Annotated in this window: 20 protein-coding genes; 8 read left to right on the top strand and 12 right to left on the bottom strand. The window is 72.6% G+C overall.

Annotation, left to right across the window (positions count from 1 at the left end):
- Nucleotides 1-175: flavodoxin-dependent (E)-4-hydroxy-3-methylbut-2-enyl-diphosphate synthase (locus tag FED44_RS35150; RefSeq protein ID WP_167521676.1), on the bottom strand; the 175-nt coding region annotated here is incomplete at its 3' end.
- Between the two features lie 371 nt (nucleotides 176-546).
- Here FED44_RS35150 and FED44_RS35145 point away from each other — a divergent pair.
- Nucleotides 547-1,665, top strand: coding sequence for a lytic polysaccharide monooxygenase auxiliary activity family 9 protein (locus FED44_RS35145; RefSeq protein WP_244302539.1), 1,119 nt, complete (start codon nucleotides 547-549; stop codon nucleotides 1,663-1,665).
- 60 nt (nucleotides 1,666-1,725) lie between these two features.
- On the opposite strand, the gene dxr is transcribed toward FED44_RS35145, so the two are convergent.
- A complete protein-coding gene (gene dxr, locus FED44_RS35140) occupies nucleotides 1,726-2,913 on the bottom strand; it encodes a 1-deoxy-D-xylulose-5-phosphate reductoisomerase (protein ID WP_138463368.1) in 1,188 nt (395 codons plus the stop codon).
- A gap of 199 nt (nucleotides 2,914-3,112) precedes the next feature.
- On the opposite strand from dxr, the gene FED44_RS35135 reads away from it, so the two are divergent.
- A complete protein-coding gene (locus FED44_RS35135; protein ID WP_208759336.1) occupies nucleotides 3,113-4,252 on the top strand; it encodes a trypsin-like serine peptidase in 1,140 nt (379 codons plus the stop codon).
- 51 nt (nucleotides 4,253-4,303) lie between these two features.
- Nucleotides 4,304-5,344 (top strand): trypsin-like serine peptidase, encoded by a 1,041-nt coding sequence (locus FED44_RS35130; RefSeq protein ID WP_111701459.1) that lies wholly within the window; start codon nucleotides 4,304-4,306, stop codon nucleotides 5,342-5,344.
- A 24-nt stretch (nucleotides 5,345-5,368) separates the two neighbouring features.
- Here the strand turns inward: FED44_RS35130 and ppk2 are convergent, their stop codons facing one another.
- From ppk2 to FED44_RS35110, 4 genes are all read right to left on the bottom strand, one after another.
- Complete coding sequence (gene ppk2 / locus FED44_RS35125) at nucleotides 5,369-6,307, bottom strand: polyphosphate kinase 2 (RefSeq protein ID WP_111701458.1); 939 nt, start codon at nucleotides 6,305-6,307, stop codon at nucleotides 5,369-5,371.
- Nucleotides 6,308-6,319: 12 nt separating this feature from the next.
- Complete coding sequence (locus FED44_RS35120; protein WP_111701457.1) at nucleotides 6,320-6,568, bottom strand: hypothetical protein; 249 nt, start codon at nucleotides 6,566-6,568, stop codon at nucleotides 6,320-6,322.
- Nucleotides 6,565-7,722 (bottom strand): inorganic phosphate transporter, encoded by a 1,158-nt coding sequence (locus tag FED44_RS35115; RefSeq protein ID WP_138463367.1) that lies wholly within the window; start codon nucleotides 7,720-7,722, stop codon nucleotides 6,565-6,567. Before FED44_RS35115 ends, FED44_RS35120 begins: the two co-directional genes overlap by 4 nt.
- 61 nt (nucleotides 7,723-7,783) lie before the next feature.
- Nucleotides 7,784-8,815: an aldo/keto reductase gene (locus tag FED44_RS35110; protein ID WP_138463366.1), complete on the bottom strand. Its 1,032-nt coding sequence runs from the start codon at nucleotides 8,813-8,815 to the stop codon at nucleotides 7,784-7,786.
- A gap of 114 nt (nucleotides 8,816-8,929) precedes the next feature.
- Between FED44_RS35110 and FED44_RS35105 the strand changes: the two genes are divergently transcribed.
- Nucleotides 8,930-9,496 (top strand): TetR/AcrR family transcriptional regulator, encoded by a 567-nt coding sequence (locus FED44_RS35105; RefSeq protein ID WP_208759335.1) that lies wholly within the window; start codon nucleotides 8,930-8,932, stop codon nucleotides 9,494-9,496.
- On the opposite strand, the gene FED44_RS35100 is transcribed toward FED44_RS35105, so the two are convergent.
- Together FED44_RS35100 and FED44_RS35095 are read right to left on the bottom strand one after the other, a co-directional pair.
- A complete protein-coding gene (locus tag FED44_RS35100) occupies nucleotides 9,493-10,599 on the bottom strand; it encodes a sensor histidine kinase (RefSeq protein ID WP_138463364.1) in 1,107 nt (368 codons plus the stop codon). The two genes, FED44_RS35105 and FED44_RS35100, sit on opposite strands and share 4 nt — an antisense overlap.
- The gene (locus FED44_RS35095) at nucleotides 10,596-11,249 is read right to left on the bottom strand and encodes a response regulator transcription factor (protein ID WP_111701452.1); all 654 of its coding nucleotides are present in this window, start codon (nucleotides 11,247-11,249) and stop codon (nucleotides 10,596-10,598) included. The genes FED44_RS35100 and FED44_RS35095 overlap by 4 nt, the downstream gene beginning before the upstream one ends.
- An 86-nt stretch (nucleotides 11,250-11,335) precedes the next feature.
- Here FED44_RS35095 and FED44_RS35090 point away from each other — a divergent pair, with 86 nt between their 5' ends.
- Entirely contained in the window at nucleotides 11,336-12,664 is a 1,329-nt protein-coding gene (locus tag FED44_RS35090; RefSeq protein WP_138463363.1) for a S41 family peptidase, read from the top strand.
- A gap of 68 nt (nucleotides 12,665-12,732) precedes the next feature.
- Here the strand turns inward: FED44_RS35090 and FED44_RS35085 are convergent, their stop codons facing one another.
- The gene (locus tag FED44_RS35085; RefSeq protein ID WP_138463362.1) at nucleotides 12,733-14,178 is read right to left on the bottom strand and encodes an aldehyde dehydrogenase family protein; all 1,446 of its coding nucleotides are present in this window, start codon (nucleotides 14,176-14,178) and stop codon (nucleotides 12,733-12,735) included.
- 288 nt (nucleotides 14,179-14,466) lie between these two features.
- Here FED44_RS35085 and FED44_RS35080 point away from each other — a divergent pair, with 288 nt between their 5' ends.
- Nucleotides 14,467-15,027: a TetR/AcrR family transcriptional regulator gene (locus FED44_RS35080; protein ID WP_244302538.1), complete on the top strand. Its 561-nt coding sequence runs from the start codon at nucleotides 14,467-14,469 to the stop codon at nucleotides 15,025-15,027.
- A gap of 24 nt (nucleotides 15,028-15,051) precedes the next feature.
- On the opposite strand, the gene FED44_RS35075 is transcribed toward FED44_RS35080, so the two are convergent.
- Complete coding sequence (locus FED44_RS35075) at nucleotides 15,052-16,629, bottom strand: PucR family transcriptional regulator (protein WP_244302536.1); 1,578 nt, start codon at nucleotides 16,627-16,629, stop codon at nucleotides 15,052-15,054.
- A gap of 102 nt (nucleotides 16,630-16,731) precedes the next feature.
- On the opposite strand from FED44_RS35075, the gene gabT reads away from it, so the two are divergent.
- Entirely contained in the window at nucleotides 16,732-18,081 is a 1,350-nt protein-coding gene (gabT, locus tag FED44_RS35070) for a 4-aminobutyrate--2-oxoglutarate transaminase (protein ID WP_138463359.1), read from the top strand.
- A 169-nt stretch (nucleotides 18,082-18,250) separates the two neighbouring features.
- Entirely contained in the window at nucleotides 18,251-18,499 is a 249-nt protein-coding gene (locus tag FED44_RS35065) for a hypothetical protein (protein WP_111699306.1), read from the top strand.
- A gap of 12 nt (nucleotides 18,500-18,511) precedes the next feature.
- On the opposite strand, the gene FED44_RS35060 is transcribed toward FED44_RS35065, so the two are convergent.
- Together FED44_RS35060 and FED44_RS35055 are read right to left on the bottom strand one after the other, a co-directional pair.
- The gene (locus FED44_RS35060; RefSeq protein WP_138463358.1) at nucleotides 18,512-19,840 is read right to left on the bottom strand and encodes an FAD-binding oxidoreductase; all 1,329 of its coding nucleotides are present in this window, start codon (nucleotides 19,838-19,840) and stop codon (nucleotides 18,512-18,514) included.
- A 152-nt stretch (nucleotides 19,841-19,992) separates the two neighbouring features.
- Complete coding sequence (locus tag FED44_RS35055; protein WP_138463357.1) at nucleotides 19,993-21,177, bottom strand: extracellular solute-binding protein; 1,185 nt, start codon at nucleotides 21,175-21,177, stop codon at nucleotides 19,993-19,995.
- Nucleotides 21,178-21,184 lie beyond the last annotated feature (7 nt).

The raw sequence follows: 21,184 nt of genomic DNA, 5'->3' as shown, positions 1-21,184 counted from the left end.
CGGCGATCTGCTGGAGTGTGGCGTTGACGTCGGCGGTCAGCGTGGTGGTCATGGACTGCACCGAGACCGGCGCGTCCCCGCCGACGGGGACCGGCCCGACCATGATCTGACGCGACACCCGCCGCTTCGCGATCGGCCGGGTCCGTACGGCGGGAATCCCGAGATCAACAGACATTTCTGCACCTTGTTTGATAGGCGATGCCCGATGGGGGGCCCTCCCAGTCTAAGGAGTGCCGCGAGGGCGGGTGGCCCGAAACCTTTTCACGAGGAATGAAGGTTTCATGACCGATGGTCGATGAAAACGGTCCCACCTGCACGGACGATCGACCCCGCGGCGACCGGGGTGGGCGGTGGCACAAGGCCGACCTACAGTCCGAACAGCGCGAGTGCTCTCGCACCACCACCAATCAGGTCGGTTAGTCAGAGGCTGTCCCCCGGGGCCGACGTGCTCGCGCCGTCGGCGGTGCCGTGCTGCACCACGAGTGCGGCAGCCATGACCACGCGAAAGGGTAGCCCGTGGGAAGACCACGAAGAACACCATCGAAGGTGACGATCGGCGTGATCGTCGCCGCGCTGTCCGCCCTCGTCTCCGCCGTCGTCCTCAGCTCGCCCGCGAACGCGCACGGCGCCCCGATGACCCCCGGCAGCCGCACCTACCTGTGCTGGAAGGACGGCACCACCTCGAGCGGTGCCATCCAGCCGAAGAACCCGGCCTGCGCGGCGGCTGTCGCCAAGGGCGGGACCAACGCGCTGTACAACTGGTTCGCCGTGCTGCGCTCGGACGGCGCGGGCCGGATGTCCGGCTTCATCCCGGACGGGCAGCTGTGCAGCGGCGGCGCGATCGTCTACGACTTCAGCGGTTTCGACCTCGCCCGCAACGACTGGCCGGTCACCCACCTGACGTCCGGTGCGACCATCCAGTTCAAGTACAACAAGTGGGCGGCGCACCCCGGCACGTTCCGGTCGTACATCACCAAGGACTCCTGGAGCCCGACCCGCGCGCTGGCGTGGAGCGACCTGGAGTCGACGCCCTTCGACAGCGTCACCAACCCGCCGAGCGTCGGCTCGGTGGGCACCGAGGACGGCCACTACTACTGGGACGCCCGCCTGCCCTCGGGTAAGAGCGGCCGCCACATCATCTACACCGTGTGGCAGCGCTCGGACAGCAACGAGACGTTCTACAGCTGCTCCGACGTCGTCTTCGACGGCGGCAACGGCGAGGTGACGGGCGTCGGCCAGACCGGCACCAGCACCCCCACCCCGCCCGTCTCCCCGTCGGCCTCGCCCAGCATCACGCCGAAGAGCTCGCCGAGCCCGCCGGTGAGCCCGTCCGCGTCCCCGTCCACGTCCCCGTCGAGCGGCGGCCCCGGCGGCTGCTCGGCGACGTACAAGGTGGTCAGCTCGTGGGGCGGCGGCTTCCAGGGTGAGGTGACGGTGAAGGCCGGCTCCTCGTCCATCGGCGGCTGGACCGTCAAATGGACGCAGCCGAGCGGTGGCACGATCACCCAGGTCTGGAACGGCACACTGAGCCAGTCCGGCGGCAACGTCAGCGTGCAGAACGTGAACTACAACGGCAGCCTCGGCGCCGGCGCCTCGACCACCTTCGGCTTCCTGGCCAACGGATCGAGCAGCGGCACCCCGTCGCTGACCTGCTCGGCGGCCTGACCCGCCCGACCGCGGCGCGGCCCGCCTGACCCGGGTCGCGCCACGGTCCCAGGGACGGTTTCAGCGCGTGAGCTCGGCCGCCCGCGCCCTGGCCCAGGCGTCGGCGTCGAGGACCTCCTCGACGGACGACGCGGGGCCGGGGTCGTGGGCGGCCACCACGCGTTCCACCGTGTCCACGATGCCGGGGAACGGCAGGGCGCCCTTCAGGAACGCCTCCACGCACACCTCGTTCGCGGCGTTGTAGACCGCCGGGGCCGTGCCGCCCAGGGTGCCGACGTGCCGGGCCAGCGCGACGGCGGGGAACGCCTCGTCGTCGAGCGGCTCGAAGGTCCAGGTGCAGGCGGTGGACCAGTCGACCGGCCGGGCCGCTCCGGGCACCCGCTCGGGATAGGCCAGCGCGAGCGAGATCGGCAGCCGCATGTCGGGCGGGCTCGCCTGCGCGACCGTCGAGCCGTCCACGAACTCCACCATCGAGTGGATGATCGACTGCGGGTGGACCACCACCTCGATCCGGTCGAACCCGATGTCGAACAGCAGGTGGGCCTCGATCACCTCCAGGCCCTTGTTGACCAGGGTCGCCGAGTTCACGGTGATGACCGGGCCCATGGACCACGTCGGGTGGTTGAGCGCCATCTCGGGCGTCACGTCCGTCAGTTCGGCCCGCTTCCTGCCCCGGAACGGGCCGCCGCTCGCCGTCACGACCAGCCGCCGTACGGCCGCCGGAGCGGCTCCGCCGGGACCGGCCGCCCACAGGCACTGGGCGAGCGCGGAGTGCTCGGAGTCGACCGGGATGAGCCGCCCCGGCCCGGCCAGCCGCTTGACCAGCGGGCCGCCCACGATCAGCGACTCCTTGTTGGCCAGCGCGAGCACCCGGCCCGCCTCCAGCGCCGCGAGGGTGGAGGTGAGCCCCAGCGCCCCGGTGATGCCGTTCAGCACGACGTCGCAGGGCGACGCGGCGACCTCCGCCACCCCCTCCGGGCCCGCCAGCACGCGGGGCCGCGCCCCGGCGGCGGCGAGCGCCTCCCGCAACGCGGGCACGGCCGCCGGGTCGGCGACGGCCACCGTCTCCGCCCCCGTCTCGGCCGCCTGCCGCGCGAGCAGGTCGGCCCGCCCGCCGCCCGCCGCGAGCGCGGTCACCCGGAACCGTCCGGACGCGTGGGCGACGACGTCGAGGGCCTGGGTGCCGATGGAGCCGGTAGAGCCCAGCACGACGACTGACCGGGGCTGCGGCGAGGATTGGGAGCTCATTCCCTCATTGTCGCCGAGACGACAACCGCGACGGCATCCGCGTCGCCCTTCCGTTCCGCCGTACGGAACAGCCGATGCGGTGGAGAAACCAGTACATCTATGCCGGAATCTGCCCATAACCGTATAGGCGGATCGTGAGAAATCCAGCCGGAGGCGTCGCTACCTTCCCGCGTCAGGACATCCCGACACGGAGGTAGGCATGCACCCCTCGGCACGACGTCTCGCGGCCCCCACTGTCACGGCCGCGGGGGCCATCGCGGGGGCCATGGTCCTCGCCGCCTTACCCGCCGTGCCCGGCGCCGCGGCGACGGCCGCGCGGACCGCCACGGCGGCCGCCGGCCCGCGGCCCGCCGTGCACGACGCGGCCGACACGGCGGCGGAGCAGCGGACGGTCCGGAAGTTCTGGACCACCGCCCGGATGGAGGCCGCCGAACCGCTGGAGGCACCCGGCACGGGCTCGCGGCACTTCGCCGCCGCGGCCTCCGCCCTTCTCGACGCGCCCGGGGCGAGCCCCGCCGCCGTCGCCCCCACGAGCGCCCCCTCGAGCACCGCCGCGAGCGCGTCCACGCAGGCCGCCGCCTCGGGGGCCGCCGCCTCGGGGGCCGCCGCGGCGGGGTCCTCGGCGTACGTCTCGTCCCGGACCTCCGGGTCGTCCTGGACGGCGGGCGGGACGATCGCGAGGACCACGGGACGGGTGTTCTTCACGGTGACGACCGGATCGGACGCCGGCCGGAACGCCTCCTGCACCGGCACCGCCGTCACCAGCGCCAACAAGAGCGTCGTGATCACGGCGGGGCACTGCGTGAAGCTGAACGGCGCGTTCCACGCCAACTGGGTGTTCGTGCCGGGCTACGACCAGGGCGACCGGCCCGACGGCACCTGGCCCGCGACCACCCTGCTCACCACCTCCCAGTGGAACTCCGGCGAGAACATGAACTTCGACATCGCCGCCGCCGTCGTGGCGCCCCAGGGCGGCAGGAGCCTCACCGAGGTCGTCGGCGGCCAGGGCGTGGCGTTCAACCAGCCGCGCGGACGCCAGACGTACGCCTTCGGGTACCCGGCCGGCGCGCCGTACGACGGGTCGAGGCTGGTCTACTGCAGCGGGCGCACGTTCGACGACTACCTGTCCTCGGAGGACCAGGGGCTGAGCTGCGGCATGACCGGAGGCTCCAGCGGCGGCCCGTGGCTGCTCAACTTCAACCAGAGCACCGGCGGCGGCATGGTCAACTCGGTGAACAGCTTCAAGTACAACTTCGCGCCGTCCTGGATGTTCGGGCCGTACTTCGGCGCCGAGGCCGAGGCGGTCTACAACACCGCCCAGAACACGGGGCTGTCCTGATTCACGGAAAGTAGCCACGCGGACACCGATCGTGGTCCACACTCTGGAGCCATGACTCCGAGCCTCCCCTTGCTTGCCGTCACCCTCCTCGCCGCAGGACTCGTCCGCGGCCCCGGACCGGCGGTCCCGCCCGGAAACGATCCCGCGAGCCACCCCGTGCCGGACCCCGTGACGGACGTCGTGGAACATGTGGCGGACCACGCCGCCGAGACGTACTGGACGCCGCAGCGGATGGCGCGGGCGGCCCCGATAGGGCTGCTGGCGGGCCTGCAGAAGATCACCGCCCTGCCGCCGCCGGTCCTCGCGCCCGGGCCGGCGCCGCGGTCCGCCGCGCGGACCGGCGTGCCGGCGACCGGCGGGACGGGCGGGACAACCAGGACGCGGCAGGCGGCGGCGATGCCCCCGGTGACCACGAGCGGCACGCACTGGGCGGCGGGCGGTTCGGTGACGAGGACCACTGGAAGGGTCTTCCTGACCATGAACGGCGTGGACTTCGTCTGCTCAGCCAGTGCCGTGCGCAGCGCGAACAGGGACGTGGTCGTCACCGCCGGGCACTGCGTCAAGGACGGCGCCGGAGCCTGGGCCGAGAACTGGACCTTCGTCCCCGGATACGACCAGGGACGTCAGCCGTACGGCGCGTTCCCGGCCCGGCGCATGTTCGTCGCCGGGCCCTGGTCACGCGCGGGAAACGACGACTACGACGTGGGGATGGTGGCCGTGGACGACCAGGACGGCCGGCACCTCACCGACGTGGTGGGCGGCCAGCCCCTGGGCTTCGACGCGCCGCAGGGCCGGCGGACCTACGGGTTCGGTTTCCCCGCCGACCCCCCGTACGACGGGGAGCGCCTGCTCTACTGCGCCGGGGTGCCGCACGGCGACCCGCAGGGGCAGACCCGCGACCAGGGCCTGCGGTGCGACCTCACGGCGGGGGCCAGCGGCGGTCCCTGGCTGAGCGGCTTCGACCCCGGTTCCGGCCGCGGCACGCTGACGTCGGTGAGCAGCTTCAAGTACAGCAACGACCAGCGCACGATGTACGGCCCCTACTTCGGCTCGGCCGTACGCGACCTGTTCCGCGGCGCGGAACGGGCCTGACCGTGCGGGACGCGTGAGGACCGGTCAGAAGGGCGACAGGGGCTCGGCGTTGTCCTCGTCCACGATGTCGGCGGCGGACCGGACGATCAGGGGGTCGGGCTCGCCCACCACCGAGACGTCCTTGTCGTCGTAGTCGTAGAGGGACAGGACGTAGCGCATCGCCTCCAGGCGCCCGCGCTTCTTGTCGTTGCTCTTGATGATCGTCCAGGGGGCGTCCTCGGTGTCGGTGTTGAGGAACATGTCCTCCTTGGCCCGGGTGTACTCGTCCCACAGGTCCAGCGAGGCGATGTCCATCGGCGACAGCTTCCACTGCCGTACGGGGTCGACCTGGCGGATGATGAACCGGGTGCGCTGCTCGGCCCTGGAGACGGAGAACCACAGCTTGACCAGGCGGATTCCGTCGCGCACGAGCATCCGCTCGAACAGCGGCGTCTGGTACATGAACTCCATGTACTCCTCGGGGGAGCAGAAGCCCATGACCCGCTCGACCCCGGCCCGGTTGTACCAGGACCGGTCGAACAGCACCATCTCCCCCGCGGCCGGGAGGTGGGAGACGTACCGCTGGAAGTACCACTGGCCGCGCTCGCGCTCGCTGGGCTTCTCCAGCGCCACCACGGTCGCGCCCCTGGGGTTGAGGTGCTCCATGAACCGCTTGATCGTGCCGCCCTTGCCGGCGGCGTCCCGTCCCTCGAAGAGGATGACCAGGCGCCCGCCGGTGTCCTTCAGCCAGTACTGCAGCTTCAGCAGCTCGATCTGCAGCAGCCGCTTCTGCCGGTCGTAGTCCTGCCGGGAGATGCGGTGGTCGTACGGGTAGTGCTCGCGCCAGGTGTCCACCGGCCCGCCGTCGGCGCGGACGAGGACGGGATCGTCGTCATCGTCGTCCAGCACCTTCAGTCCCGGCGTGCGCCGCAGCAACTCGACGCCGTCCGGGTGATCCTTCGCGACCTGCGACGCTTCCGGCATCTCCGACCCCGCTCACTTGGTCAGCATTACGTAAAGGCCGAGCAACGCCCCGGCCAGGACGAGGCCGAAGCAGGCGACGGCGACGACCGTTCCGGCCGCTCGCGCCGCGGACGTCCCGCTGCCCCGATCAGGGGTGTCGTACACCCGGCCGGCGGCGAGAGCCGCGAGACCGAGGGCGTAGACGGCGACCAGCCCGGCGCCGCCCAGCAGCCCGGCGAGCAGCACCTTCCACAGCACGGCGAAGTCGATGTACTGGCTCATCCGACCGGCTCCTTGACGGGGACGAGACGCCCGGTCCACTCGGCGTTGACGTTGGCGTGGGTCACCGGCTCGCGCCGGGCGGCGAGGTAGAGACCGCCGGCCAGCAGCAGCATCACGGCGAACACGACGGCCGCGCCGCCGGTTCCGCCGATGGCGTCGGCGCCCTTCCACGCCGCCGCGCCCACGAGCGCGGCGGCCGGGAGCGTGACCAGCCAGGCCACGACCATGCGGCCGGCGAGGCCCCACCGCACCTCGCTGCGCTCCCCGGCGAGCCGCCTGCCGAGCCCTGCGCCGACCACCGAGCCGCCGGTCACGTGGGTCGTCGAGAGCGGAAGCCCGAAGTGGGTCGCGGCGAAGATGATCGCCGCCGAGGAGCCCTCCGCCGCGAATCCCTGCGGCGGCCCGATCTCGGTGAGGCCCTTGCCCAGCGTACGGATCACTCTCCAGCCGCCGGTGTAGGTGCCCAGGGCGATCGTCACCGCGCACGCGAGGATGACCCAGAACGGCGTGCCCGCGTCCGGCGCGATCGCGTGGTCGGCGACGAGGGCCAGTGTGATGACTCCCATCGTCTTCTGGGCGTCGTTGGTGCCGTGGGCGAGCGACACCAGGGACGCCGAGCAGAGCTGGCCGACGCGGAAGCCGCGCTCCCGGACGCCCCCGGGCGTCCCCCGGGTGATCCGATGGACGAGGAAGGCGCCGGCCGTCGCCACGAGGGCCGCGAAGACCGGTGCGAGGACGGCGGGGATCAGCACCTTCGACACGATCGCGGCGCCCTTGACGGCGGAGGCGCCCACCGCGATGAGCGTCGCCCCCGCCACGCCGCCGATCAGCGCGTGCGACGAACTGGAGGGGATGCCGAAGTACCAGGTCACGAGGTTCCAGGCCAGGCCGCCCACGAGACCGGCGAAGACGACGGTCAGCGTGATCGCGCCGCTGTCGACGATGCCGGTCGCGATCGTGGCGGCCACCTTGAGCGACAGGAACGCACCGGCGAAGTTGAGCACGGCGGACAGTGCGACGGCCGCGCGCGGCGGCAGCGCACCGGTGGCGATGGACGTCGCCATGGCGTTGGCGGTGTCGTGGAAGCCGTTCGTGAAGTCGAACGCGAGCGCCGTGACGACGACGACGGCGAGAAGCGCTGTGTTGGCGTCCATGGCCCTCTACTGCACCCGTGGAGCCGCGCCAATCCCTTCGCCGCCGATGTTTTCGCGACGTTCACTCCCCGGCCCGCGTCCCGTCGACGGGTGCGGTGCGGGCGGGCCGGGAGACCTCGTCGAGGCGGGCGGCGACCTCCGGCGGCAGGTCGAGGTCGAGCCCGGCGAGGTTGTCGCGCAGCTGGTCCAGGGTGCGGGGCCCGACGACGACCGAGGTGACCCCCGGCCGCCGGCGCACCCAAGCCAGCGCCACCGCCGCCGGTGTGGCGCCCAGTCCGGCGGCCGCCTCGGCGACGTGCTCGGCGACCACGAGGTTGGGCTCGTTGAGCAGGCCGTCCGCCCAGGCGCGGGCCATGGGCATCGGCGACGCCCTGAGCCGGGCCATCCGGGTGCCGGGTCCGGGGGCCTCGCCCCGCCGGTAGCGGCCCGCCAGCACGCCGCCGCCGAGAGGCGACCAGACCAGCGTGCCGAGGCCATGCCGCCGGCAGACGGGCAGGATCTCCGCCTCGATGCTCCGGGCCAGCAGGGAGTACTGCGACTGGAGGGACACGAACGGCGTGCCGCCCGCCCGCTCCGCGGCCCACTGCGACTCCACGATCTGCGCCGCCGTGAAGTTGGAGCAGCCGATGTAACGCACCTTGCCCGAACGCACGAACCCGTCCAGGGTCGCCATGGTCTCCTCGATCGGAGTGGAGTCGTCCCACTGGTGGCACTGGTAGAGGTCCACGTGGTCGGTGCCGAGGCGGCGCAGGCTGCCCTCCAGCGCCCGGGTCAGGTGGGCCCGGGACAGCCCGCGGTCGTTGGGCCCGGGTCCCTGCGGCAGGAACGCCTTGGTGGCCAGCACGACGGAGTCGCGCCTGCCCCGGACGGCCCGTCCGACGACGCGCTCGGACTCGCCGCCGTTGTAGGCGTCGGCGGTGTCGATGACGTTCCCGCCCGCCTCCAGGAAGGCGTCGACGATCCGGGCGGCCTCCGTCTCGTCGCAGCCGCCGGCCGAGCCGGGGCCCATGCCGGGTCGCATGCCGAAGTTCATGGTGCCGAGGCACGCCGTGGAGACCTTGAGCCCCGAACGACCGAGTTGTGTGTGCCGCACTGCGCTCCCTTGTTCCCGAGAACCGGAACCGGCGTTCCGATTATGTCGCGGCAACATACGGAACTAATGTTCCGGTTGTCAACGCGGCATCGGGCCGCTCAGGCGAGGAGGACGATGACCGGCGACGCCAGACCGCTGCGCGCCGACGCGCGGCGCAACCGGGCCCGGATCCTGGAGGCGGCCGAGACCGTCCTGGCCCGCGACGGGACGTCCGCGTCCATGCGCGCGGTCGCCCATGAGGCGCGGGTGGGGCTCGGCACGATCTACCGGCACTTCCCCGACCAGGAGGCCCTCTACCACGCGGTGATCGTCGAGGGCGTGCTGCGGCTCCTGGCGGAGGCGGAGACGCTGCCGGCCGACGCGGGCGAGGCCTTCTTCGGGTTCCTCGGGCGCGTCGTCGCCGGCGCGCGGCGGAGGAGGACCCCGGCCGACCTGCTGACCGCGGCCGGGGCCGATCCGAAGGCGGGGACGGCGGAGGCCGCCCGCGGCATGCGGAACGTGATCGAGCGGCTGCTGCTGGCCGCGCAGGAGTCGGGCGCGGTGCGGTCCGACGTCCGCATGCCCGAGCTCCTGGCCCTGCTGTCCGCGGCGTGCCTGGCGGCCGAGCGCGACCAGTGGAGCGACGACCTGCGCGGCCGGGCTCTCGGCCTCCTCTTCGACGGCCTGCGCCCCCGCCGCTAGGTCCCTGCGCGGGGGTCCCGCGCGAACGCCACCGTGACCTCCAGGCCCCCTGCGGGGCCCGGTCGCGCGCGTACGGCGGCTCCGTGCGCGCGGGCGATGGACGCGACGATCGACAGCCCCAGCCCCGCGCCCTGCTCCCGGGTGGTGTGCAGCCGGCGGAACGGCTCGAAGAGATCGTGGAACCGCTCCTCCGGCACCTCCGGGCCCGTGTTGCGGACCGTCAGCACACCGTCGGCGAGGGTCACGTCCACGGCCCCGCCGGAATGGTTGTAGCGCAGCGCGTTGTCGACGAGGTTGGTCACGAGCCGGTTGAGCAGGACCGGATCCCCCTGCAGGACGAAGGGGGCGATCCGCGAGGTCACCGTCACGCCCGCCGGCCCCCGCCCGTTCTCGCCCGCGTCGGCCAGGGCGAACCGTACGATCTCGCCGAGCGCCACCGGGCTCCGCTCGCGCAGGCCGTGCCCGGCCTGCGCGAGGGCGAGGAGCGCGTCGATGAGGTTCTCCATGCGATGGTTGTGGAGCAGCAGCTTGGCGCGGATCTCCCCGACGTCCTCGGGCAGGCCGACCTCGATCGCCGTCCGCTGCACGGCCAGCGGGGTGCGCAGTTCGTGGGACGCGTTCGCGATGAACCGGCGCTGCCCCTCGACGGAGCGCTCCAGCCGGTCGAGCATGGCGTCGAACGTGTCGGCCAGTTCCTTCAGCTCGTCCTTCGGCCCGGTGAGGGCGATCCGCTCGTGGAGGGTGGACAGCGACAGCCGCTGCGCGGTGGCGGTGATCCGGTGGAGGGGCCGCAGGACGCGCCCCGCGACCACCCATCCCACCACCACGGACACCAGGGTCAGGACCCCGATCGTCAGCGCGCTCACGTCCCACTGGTAGTGGATGACGTCCCGCACCAGCTCGGACAGCGGCGGCGGCGGTTCCGGCTCGCCCAGGCGCGGGGCCGGAGCCGGACGCGGCCGCTCGGGCGGCAGCGGGAACCGCGCGATCCGCGTGTCCAGCGCCTGCCGCATCAGCGTGTTGACGATGATCAGCAGCACGACGGAGGTGAACAGGAACAGCCCGGAGTAGATCAGCGTGAGCCGTACCCGGACCGTCGTCACAAGACGTAGCCGGCGCCGGGGATGGTCTGGATGCAGGGCGGGTCGCCCAGCTTCGCCCGCAGACGGCTGACCACGACCCTGACCACGGTCGTGAACGGATCGACGTTCTCGTCCCACGCCTCCTCCAGCAGCCGTTCGGCGCTCACCACCGCGCCCTCCGCCCGCAGCAGGGTCTCCAGGACGGCGAACTCCTTGAGCGACAGATGCAGGTGCCGCCCGTCCCGGGACGCCTGGATGCGGTGCGTGTCGAGCGTGATCCCGTGCCGCGTCAGCACCGGCGGCACCTGCGACCTGCTGCGCCGCCCCAGCGCCCGCACCCGCGCGACCAGCTCGGCGAAGTCGAACGGCTTGGGCAGGTAGTCGTCGGCGCCCATGCCGAGGCCCGCGACCCGGTCCGGCACCGACGCCGCCGCCGTCACCATGAGGATCCGGGTACGGCTCCCGCGTGCCACCAGTTCCCGGCACACGAGGTCGCCGTGCAGTTCGGGCAGGTCGCGGTCCAGCACGAGGACGTCGTAGTCGCTCACCGCCAGCCGCTCGGCGGCGCCCGCCCCGTCGTAGACCACGTCGACCGCCATGGCGTGGCGGCGCAGCCCCGTCGCCACGAGATCGGCGAGGTCGCGTTCGTCCTCCGCCACCAGAACCCGCATGGGACCTTCGTACCGCAGGAGGGGTAACAGCGGCGTTAACGATCTCGTTCACGGTCCTGAAACCCACTCCCGGCCACGCTGACGACATGATCAGAACGTTCTGCTCCGCCGTCCTGCTGGCGGCCTGTGCCCTGGCTCCGGGGTCGTCCCCCGCGACCGCCGCCGACGGCGGACGATGCGCCACGCCGTCTGGACCCCCGCCCACGTCCTCGTCGCCGACGACGGTGAACACGCTCCGGCAGGCGTACGAGTGCGTGCTGGACAACTACTACAGCGGGCCCGTGCTGGATTCGAAGGTCCTGCTGCGGGACGCCCTCGCCGCGTACACCCAGGACCTGGTCAGGCGGGGGGCGGACGCGCCGGGCCTCCGCCTGCCCGCCCTGACCGGGGACCGCGACGCCGACTGGGCCGCCGTCGCGGAGATGCTCGGCACCGGGGATCCACGAGCCCTGGGGGCCGCGATCACCGGCATGGTCGCCGGGCTGCACGACAACCACGCCCGGGTGGAGAGGATCACTCCCCCGTCGGAGGACGGACCGGTGGGGACCGGCATCGCCGGCCTGTCGGCCGCGCAGGGCGGGCGGCTGGACCCGGCCGCCCGGCCGCCGCTGTTCGTCACCCGCGTCCTGCCCGGCAGCCCGGCGGAGAGGGCCGGCATCCGGCCCGGCGACATCGTCGAGAAGGTGAACGGCATACCGGCGTTCATCGGGGAGAAGGTGAACCAGAGCCTCGTCGACACGTTCGCCTCCGGCACCGTGCGGCTCACGCTGAAGCGGCCCACGACGGGACGCGTCCGGACCGTGAAGCTCACGGAGGGTCCCGTCGAGGAGCAGAAGCGGGCGGTGACGTCGAAGACGCTCCCCGGCGGCGTCACCTACGTCAAGGTGCCCGGGTTCTTCCAGGGCGTGGCCGACCAGGTCATCGCCGCGTTGAAGAGCACGCCGAAGGCGGCGGTCCTCGACCTACGCGGCAACGGCGGCGGGTCGCCGCGCGAGGTGACGCGGCTGCTCGGCGCGTTCGCCCACGGCAAGGTGACCAGTTACTTCTGCCCTCTGAAGGGTGACTGCACGGCCAACCGCACCGACGACTCCGTCCCGCTGCTCGGGTTGCGCCTGGTCGTGCTCACCGACCGCGCGTGCGCCTCGGCCTGCGAGGACTTCAGCGGGGCCGTGAAGGACAACGGCCTGGGCATCCTCGTCGGGACCCGCACCGCGGGGGTCGTCTCCGGCCCGTCCGAGGCGTACCTCCTCGACGACGGCAGTGTGCTGCTGCTGCCCAAGGTCCGGCACCTCGGGCCGGCCCGGGAGATCATCGACACCGTCGGGGTCCCCGCCGACCACTACGCCCCCATGACGGCCCTCGACCTGGCCAAGGGCCGCGACCCCGGCCTCGCCAAGGCGCTGAGTCTTCTCTGAGGCCGCCGGGGCTCCCACGACGAGGGGCCCGGGGGACGGTGGTCCCCCGGGCCCTCGGACGCGTGGTTCTACAGGGTGAGACCGGTGAGCACCATGACCTTCTCGTAGGTGAGGTCCTCCATGGCCGAGCGCAGCCCCTCGCGGCCCACGCCCGACTCCTTCACCCCGCCGTACGGCATCTGGTCGGCCCGGTACGACGGCACGTCGCCGATGACGACGCCGCCGACCTCGAGCTCCCGGTTGGCCCGGAAGGCGACGTCGAGGCTGCGGGTGAAGACCCCCGCCTGCAGGCCGTACCGGGAGTCGTTGACCAGGGCGAACGCCTCGTCGACGGAGGCCACCCGCTGCACGGTCATGACCGGCCCGAAGACCTCCTCGCAGGTGACCTTCGCGCCGGCGGGGACGTCGGCCAGCACGGTGGGGGCGATGGTCGCGCCGTCGCGGGTGCCGCCCGCCAGCAGGCGCGCCCCGGCCGCCACGGCCTCGTCGACCCACTTCTCGACGCGGATCGCGGCGTCCTCGCTGACGAGCGGACCGACCTGCGTCTTCTCGTCGGCCGGGTCGCCGGTCACGAGGCCGCCGACGGCGCCGACCAGCTTCTCGGTGAAGGCGTCGGCGACCGAGTCCTCCACGATCACGCGCTGCACCGCGATGCAGCTCTGGCCCGCCTGGTAGTTGGAGAACAGCGCCACCCGGCTCGCCGCCCAGTCGAGGTCGGCGTCGGCGAGCACGACCGCGGCGGCGTTGCCGCCGAGTTCGAGCGTGACGTGCTTGCGCGGCACGCTGTCCAGGATGGAGTAGCCGACCGGCCCCGAGCCGGTGAAGGAGACGACCGGCAGGCGGGGGTCCTCCACCAGCGAGGCGGCCCGGTCGTTGGGCACCGGCAGCACGGAGAACACGCCCTCCGGCAGGTCGGTCTCGGCGAGGATCTCACCGAGCACGAGCGCCGACAGCGGGGTCGCGGGGGCGGGCTTGACCACGATCGGCGCGCCCACGGCGATGGCCGGGGCGACCTTGTGCGCCACCAGGTTGAGCGGGAAGTTGAAGGGCGTGATCGCCAGCACCGGTCCGTACGGCACCCGGGAGACGTAGGCGAGCCGTCCCTGCGCCGCGGGCTCGGTGTCGAGCCGCTGCACGTCGCCGCTGAACCGGCGGGCCTCCTCGGCGCCGAAGCGGAAGGTGGAGACGGCCCGGCCGACCTCGCCCCGGGCCCAGAAGATCGGCTTGCCGTTCTCGGCGCTGATCAGCTGGGCGATCTCCTCGGCGCGCTCGCTCAGCCGCCGGGCCACGTGGGCCAGCGCCTCGGCGCGTACGTGGATGGGCAGCGCGGCGGCCTGTCCGCGCACCGCGTGCGCGGCGGCGACGGCCTGCTCGACCTGGTCGGGCGTCGGGACCGAATGGACGCCGACGACCCTTCCGTCGTGCGGGTTGGTCACGGTCTGCTCGGCGTCTCCCGTGGCGGGACAACCGGCGAGCCAGAAGGGGCGGGGATCGGAAGTGCGGCTCACGTCCATGTCTTCACGCTATGACCGCTGACGGAACCCGGCTCTACTCCGGACAGGCCAATCGCCGTTCTCCGGCGCGCCATCGTGGACAACTCCGGCGGGATGTCACAGATGCGCGGCGATTTCATGATGTTTTCTGTTTCTCGGCGGTTTGAAAGCCGAGCGGCATGGTTAAGTCATCTTCCGGGTCTGTCGCGGGACCCCCACAATCAGAAGGGCTCGTCGCTGATGGGTACGCCGGCGCCGCTCGGTCTTCAGGGTGCCTACGCACGCGGCCATCGGAGCAATTACGACGAGTTGCGCACCCGCCTTCTCGATGTCGCCAACGACCTGCTCGCCTCCGCGGGCCCGGAGAGCCTCACCGTACGCAGGATCGCGTCCGAGGCCGGCTGCTCCACCCAGCTGATCTACACGATGTTCGGCAGCAAGGAAGGCCTGGCCGAGGCGCTCTACCTGGAGGGCTTCGAACGGTTCCGCCGCAGGCTGGAGGCCGTGCCGCACCGCGCCGACCCGATGGAGCACCTCAGCCTGCTGGGTCCCGCCTACCGCGAGGCCGCGCTGTCCGAGCCCGGCTACTACAGCCTGATGTTCGAGCGGGCCATCCCCGGGTTCGTGCCGAGCGAGCGCGCCCGCACCCTGGCGAGGGCCGCGCTCAACATCGTCGACCGGGTGATCGCCGACTGCATCTCCGCCGGCCGCCTCGTGCCGACCCAGCCCCGGAAAGTCGCCGACACGCTGTGGGCGGCGGCGCAGGGCGCGCTCAGTCTGGAACGTGCCGGGCACCTGCCGGACGGCAAGACCTACGAGATCGTGACGACCGCGGCCATCCGCGCGTTCATCGCCCGCCCCGAGGCCTGACCCGCCACGGTTGGACACGCGCCGTCACAGGCTCAGCGCGATCCAGAGTTCGGCGCGTACGGCGGGGTCGTCGAGGTCGCGCCCGAGCAACTCGCTCACCCGCTTCATGCGGTATCGCAGCGTGTGCCGGTGCACGCCGAGACGCTGCGCGGCTGCGTCCCAGTGCCCGTTGCTCGCCAGATAGGCACGCAGCGACTCGACGAGGTCGGCCCGGGAGCCGTACTCGCGCAGCGGCGCGAGGATCGCGGCGGCGAACGACGCCGCGGCGTCCGGATCCAGCAGCGACAGCAGCCCCTGACCGGCGAGTTCGGTGAACCGTGCCACCGGCGAGGCCGAGGCGAGCGCCCGGCGGGCCTGGTCCAGCCCGACGGCCAGGTCCACGGCCAGGCCCAGCCGGGGCCCGCCTCCGGCCGCGGGTGCGGCGCCCACGGCCTCCGCCTCCGCGCCGCCCGGGCCGACCCGCACGCCTTGTCCCGACGACAGGTCCACGCCGGGCGCGCCGGCGCCGACCCGGCCGTAGCGTGCGGCCAGCGCGATGACCTCCTCCGCGTACGCGTCCGGAGCCGGGACGACGAGCAGGCCCTCCCAGGGAGCGGTGAAACAGGCGGGCGCCGCGCCGCTCAGCGCCTCGGTCAGCGCGTCCGGATCGGAGGTCTGGCAGACCAGGACCGTGACCGGCTCGGCGGGCAGCCGCATGCCCAGGGCCGCCAGCGTCCGCGCCGCGGCGCCGGTCTCACCGGCCAGCAGCAGCCGCAGCACCGCGGCGCGCACCTGCGCCGCGGCGGCCCGCTGCTCCCTGCCCTGTTCCAGGGCGAGCGTCAGCAGGGACCCAGCCGCGTTGACGACCGTGTGCGCGATGGGCGAGAACGGCCGCGGGGAGCCCACCGCGAAGAATCCCCGGCGGCCCAGCGGCTGGACGACGACGTGCTCGTCCGGGGTGGCCAGCGCGAGACTCGCCGGGGACGGCGCGCTCCGCAGCCGGGCGATCTCGGGCTCCAGCGACCGGGCCGTCTCCCGCGCCCAGTCCTCCACCGGGCCGTCCTGACCCGCGCGGCCGGTCGCGTCGGCGGCGTGCCGTACCCCGCCGGAGGGGTCGAGCAGCAGTACCCAGCCGCCGATCTCCCTGGCCAGCCGGTCCACCACCGCCACCGGCCCTCGGCGCCGCAGGGCGGCGCGGGTCAGCCGGCCCTGCGCGGCGAAGGCGCGGCTGATCTCCTCGTACTGCTCCCCCGCCAGCAGGTCGCTGACGGCCTTGCCGATCGCGATGAAGGGGGTGTCTCTCGGCACCTCGACCAGCGGCAGCCCGGCCGACTCGGCCGCCTCGGCGAACGCCGGCGGGACGACGTCGTGGCTCAGCCCCACGCCGAACCCCAGCCCCGTGACGCCCCGGGCCACGAGCCGGGAGACGTACGGGCCCGCGTCGGCGCCGGACAGGCGCATGCCGGTGGTGAGCACGAGTTCCCCGCCTTCGAGGAACGGGGTGGGGTCCTCCAGTTCGCTCACGGCGACCCATCGCACGGGCCGGTCGAGCCCGCTCCTCCCGGCGAGAACCTCCAGGTGGAGCGGTACGATCGCCGTGATCCGGCGCAGTGTGGGTGCCACGGCCCCCTCCCCGGCGGCTTGTGCGCACCGGCCAAAAGTGCGCCTACATTCTGACATAGCGGCATATCGGCGGGTGGTGGCGGTAGCCGTAGCGTCTCAGACATGAGCACTGCGACCACGCACGGCGGCCCGCAGCTCCCCCAGGAGCGCCGCCTCGTCACCGAGATCCCCGGCCCGCGGTCCCGCGAACTGTTCGCGCGCAAGCAGTCGGCCGTGCCTCCGGGCATCGGCACCACCCTGCCCGTCTTCGTGACCCACGCGGGCGGCGGTGTGATCGTCGACGCGGACGGCAACTCGCTGATCGACTTCGGCTCGGGCATCGCCGTGACCAACGTCGGCAACGCCGCGCCGCGCGTGGTCGAGCGGGTGCGGAAGCAGGTCGCCGACTTCACCCACACCTGCTTCATGGTCGCGCCGTACGAGTCGTACGTGGCGGTCTGCGAGAAACTCAACGACCTGACCCCCGGTGACCACGACAAGCGCACGTTCCTGGTGAACAGCGGCGCGGAGGCCGTCGAGAACGCGGTCAAGGTCGCCCGGCACGCCACCGGCAGGCAGGCGGTCGTCGTGTTCGACCACGGCTACCACGGCCGCACGCTGCTCACGATGTCGCTGACGGCCAAGAGCATGCCGTACAAGCACGGATTCGGCCCGTTCGCGCCTGAGGTGTACCGGGTGCCGCTCGCCTACCCGTTCCGCTGGCCCACCGGGCCGGAGAACTGCGCCGAGGAGGCCGCGGCGCAGGCGATCGACATGATCAACAAGCAGGTCGGCGCGGAGAACGTCGCGGCGGTGCTCATCGAGCCGATCGCGGGCGAGGGCGGGTTCATCGAGCCGGCCCGCGGGTTCCTGCCGAAGATCGTGGAGTACTGCCGGGCCAACGGCATCGTCTTCATCGCCGACGAGGTCCAGACGGGCTTCGCCCGGACCGGCCACCTGTTCGCCTGCGAGGACGAGGGCATCGTCCCGGACATCATCTGCACCGCCAAGGGCATCGCCGGCGGCCTCCCGCTGGCGGCCGTGACCGGCAGGGCCGACCTGCTCGACCACGTCCACACCGGCGGGCTCGGCGGCACGTACGGCGGCAACCCCCTCGCCTGTGAGGCGGCCCTGGGCGTGCTGGAGACCATCGAGGAGGAGAAGCTCGTCGAGCGGGCCCGGCACATCGGCGAGGTCATGCTTCCCCGTCTCCGGGCCATCCAGGAGCGCAACCCCGTCATCGGCGACGTGCGCGGGCGCGGCGCGATGATCGCGATCGAACTCGTGGTCCCCGGCACCAAGGAGCCCTACCCGGCCGGCGAGATCGCACGCAAGTGCCATGAGCAGGGACTTCTCGCACTCACCGCCGGGACCTACGGCAACGTGCTGCGCTTCCTGCCGCCGCTGGTCATCCCCGACCACCTGCTGGAGGAGGGCCTCTCCATCCTGGAGAAGGCACTCAGCATCGATTAGCCGTTTCAAACGGATCAAAAGGGGCACCCGTTATCATCCAGGGTGTCCCTTTTGTTGTCGTACGGCTTGCGTTATGCCTGGATTTAACCATCACTTGGCCCGACTCGCGCCGATCACGAAGGGTAACCGCGTTATAACGGTTCCGATAGGCGATCGAGGGGGGACTTTGATGAGCTGGAACCCGAACGGCGCCGAGCGGCTCATGCTGACGTTCGACCCTGCCGGTCTGACCACCACGCAGCGCGACGGCGACGCCTGTGTCGTCTGCCACAAGAAGTGGCCCCGCCCCCGGGTCAAGGTCGGGATGCTGCCCGACAACGCCCCCGTACACGCCTGCGACGACTGCGCCGAGGCCCTGCTGCCCGCGCCCGAGGGCAAGGTGCCGCTGCCCCGCCGCTCCCGGGCGGCCATGTCCTGACCATCGCGCCTGTCAGCGGCTCCCTTCCGGACCGACGTTGATGTTCTGGTCGAACAGGTTCGCGGGGTCATAGAGGCGCTTGACGGCCGCGAGCCGCTCGCGGGTGCGGGCCGGGTAGACGGCGGCCACGTCGTCCTTCGACGGCTCGCTCAGGAAGTTGCCGTACGCCCCGCCGGTGTGGGGAGCCAGCCCGCGCCACAGGGCTTCGAGGTTCTCCCGGACCGGCGCGTGCTCCGCCTGGCCGCCCAGGACGACCGTGGTCAGCAGGACCTCGGCGTCCCGGTGGGCGAAGGCGGTGGCCCCGGCCGGCACGCGGCCCATCGCCCCGCCGAGCGCGCGCAACTCCACCACCGTCATCGGGATGCCGCCCACGTGCGACACGAGCGTGTCGATCAGCTCGTCGGTGCAGGACCGGGCGAACCGGTTGCGCAACTGCGCGTGCCAGGCCGGCCGCGGTCCCGGCGGGGTCTCCACCAGCAGGTCCGCGTACGGCTGGACCGCGACGTCCACGCTGAGGGCGTCGCCGAGCCGGGTGAGAGGCTCCACGGCGTCGTGGTCGCCGCCGGCCTGGCAGGCGGTGATCACCACCGTGGGCGGGGCGTCGTCGCCGGACGCGGGAGACAGCTGCGCGGTGGACGTGAGCTCGTCGCCCGCCGACCGCATGACGTCGCGCCAGCTCCTGAGCACCCGGGCCGCCTGGCTCGCCGGATAGACGATCCGGGCGAAGGTCACCTCCCGCTCCCGCGTGGCGGCGACCTCGAACGTGGTCACCACGCCGAAGTTGCCGCCGCCGCCGCGGATCGCCCAGAACAGGTCGGGGTGCTCAGTCGCGCTCGCCCGGACGATCCGGCCGTCGGCGGTCACCACTTCCGCGGCGACGAGATGGTCCAGGGCCAGGCCGTGCTTGCGCACCATCCAGCCGATGCCGCCGCCGAGCATCAGCCCGCCGACACCCACCGCCGCGGTGTCTCCCGAGGAGACGGCCAGGCCGTACGGCGCGAGCGCGCGGGCCACCTCGCCCCAGCGCGCACCGGCGCCGATCCGCACGATGTCGTCCAGGCCGCCGAACACCTCAACACCGTCGATGAGCCCAAGGTCGATGACCAGCCCGCCGTCGTTGGTGCCGAACCCCGCGCCGTGGTGCCCGCCGCTGCGCACCGACAGCGTCAGGCCCTCCTCCGTCGCGAACCGCACGGCCTGCGCGACCTCCTCCGCGTCGCGGCAGCGCACGATGTACGCGGGGCTGCCGGTGCCGCCGGAGGTCCGGCGCAGGGTCTCGTACGCGTCGTCACCGGGCAGCACGATCTCGCCGGTGAGGGAGGGAGCATATGCGAGCGTCATCGTCGTGTCCTTCTTCGTCTCGGTGGGACCGCCATGGGCGGCACTCACTGAGGAGCCGGAGCGGAGCTCGCGCCCCCGACATCCACACGCCGATTCTTTCCGCCGCCACCGACAAAATCGGGGCCCGCAAAGCCCTCCGCGTACGCGAACGGTCACGGCGCGATGCGTGACCAGCGCTCCACCCACTTGTCGTACGCCTCCGGGCGCACGGCGAAGTAGACGTCCTTGAACGCCCTGGGCTCTCCGACCTCGTAGTCGGCGCAGATCCGGCGGGCCGCGCCGGTGCACGCCTCGGGGTTGGCCGGGGCGAGGCCCATCCAGGCCGACACCTTCCGCTGCACGTCGGCCGAGGCGGTGAAGTCGAGCCACTTGTACGCGCACGACGGGTGAGGGGCGCCCGCCGACAGCATCCAGGAGTCGGCCCAGCCGGTCACCGGCCGGTCCCCCGCCACCTTGACGGGCTTGCGCCCGTGGCTGAGCACGTCCGCGTGGTACGGCGTGGCCTGCGCGAGCCGTACGGACCCGGTCGCGAAGGCCTGGACGACCTCGATGGGGTCGTGCCAGAAGAGACGGCCGCCCTCGTCGCCCGAGCGGAACAGCTCGGCGGCGGCGTCGAGCTGCTCGTCGGTGAGGTCGAACGGGTCCTCGATGTCGGCGCCGCGCTCCTTGAGCACCAGCGCGGCGTCCGCCAGCGTCAGCGGGCGGTCGCGGAACATCACCGGCCCCTTGTCCTCGAACAACGACTCCGGTCCGGCCGAGCGGACCTTGCCGGAGTCGTAGAGGACCTCGTTGGTCGCCCAGACGTACGGCACGCCGTACACCTGCTCGCCACGGGTCACCGAGGGCAGCGTGCGCAGCCGCTTGGGGATCTTGTCGTAGCCCGTGAGCAGGGTGGTGTTGAGCGGGGCGGCCTTGCCCTCCGCCATCAGCCTGCCGCCCACCTCCGGCGTCGCGGAGACCACGTCGAAGGACGCCGGCGCGAAGTCGCCCGGCTTCTCCTCCTGGCGGGGGTCGTAGATCCGGAGGCTGACCTTGCAGCCCGTCTCCTTCTCGAACGTGCCGATCCACTTCACCTTGGGATCGACGCCGCCCCACTCGGCGTACCCGTCGAGCGCGACCACGCTGACCGTTCCCTCGCCCGGCCCGAGCGAGGCCGCGGGTGTGGGCGTGGGCGTGGCGGCCGGAGCGGACGGGCCGGGGCCGCTGGAGGCCGTCGCCGACGCGGCCGCCGCGGAGGCCCCCGGCGTGACCGTCTCCGTCCCCGGCGCGGAACGGCTGCCGCAGGCGGTGAGCAGCCCGGCGGACACCACCGCCACGGCCACGTGTGTACGGCGCACGCACGAC

Source organism: Microbispora triticiradicis, assembly GCF_005864065.1.
GTDB lineage: Bacteria > Actinomycetota > Actinomycetes > Streptosporangiales > Streptosporangiaceae > Microbispora > Microbispora triticiradicis.
The sequence above is the reverse complement of the archived record's forward strand: the minus strand, read 5'-3'. Positions and strand labels throughout refer to the sequence as shown.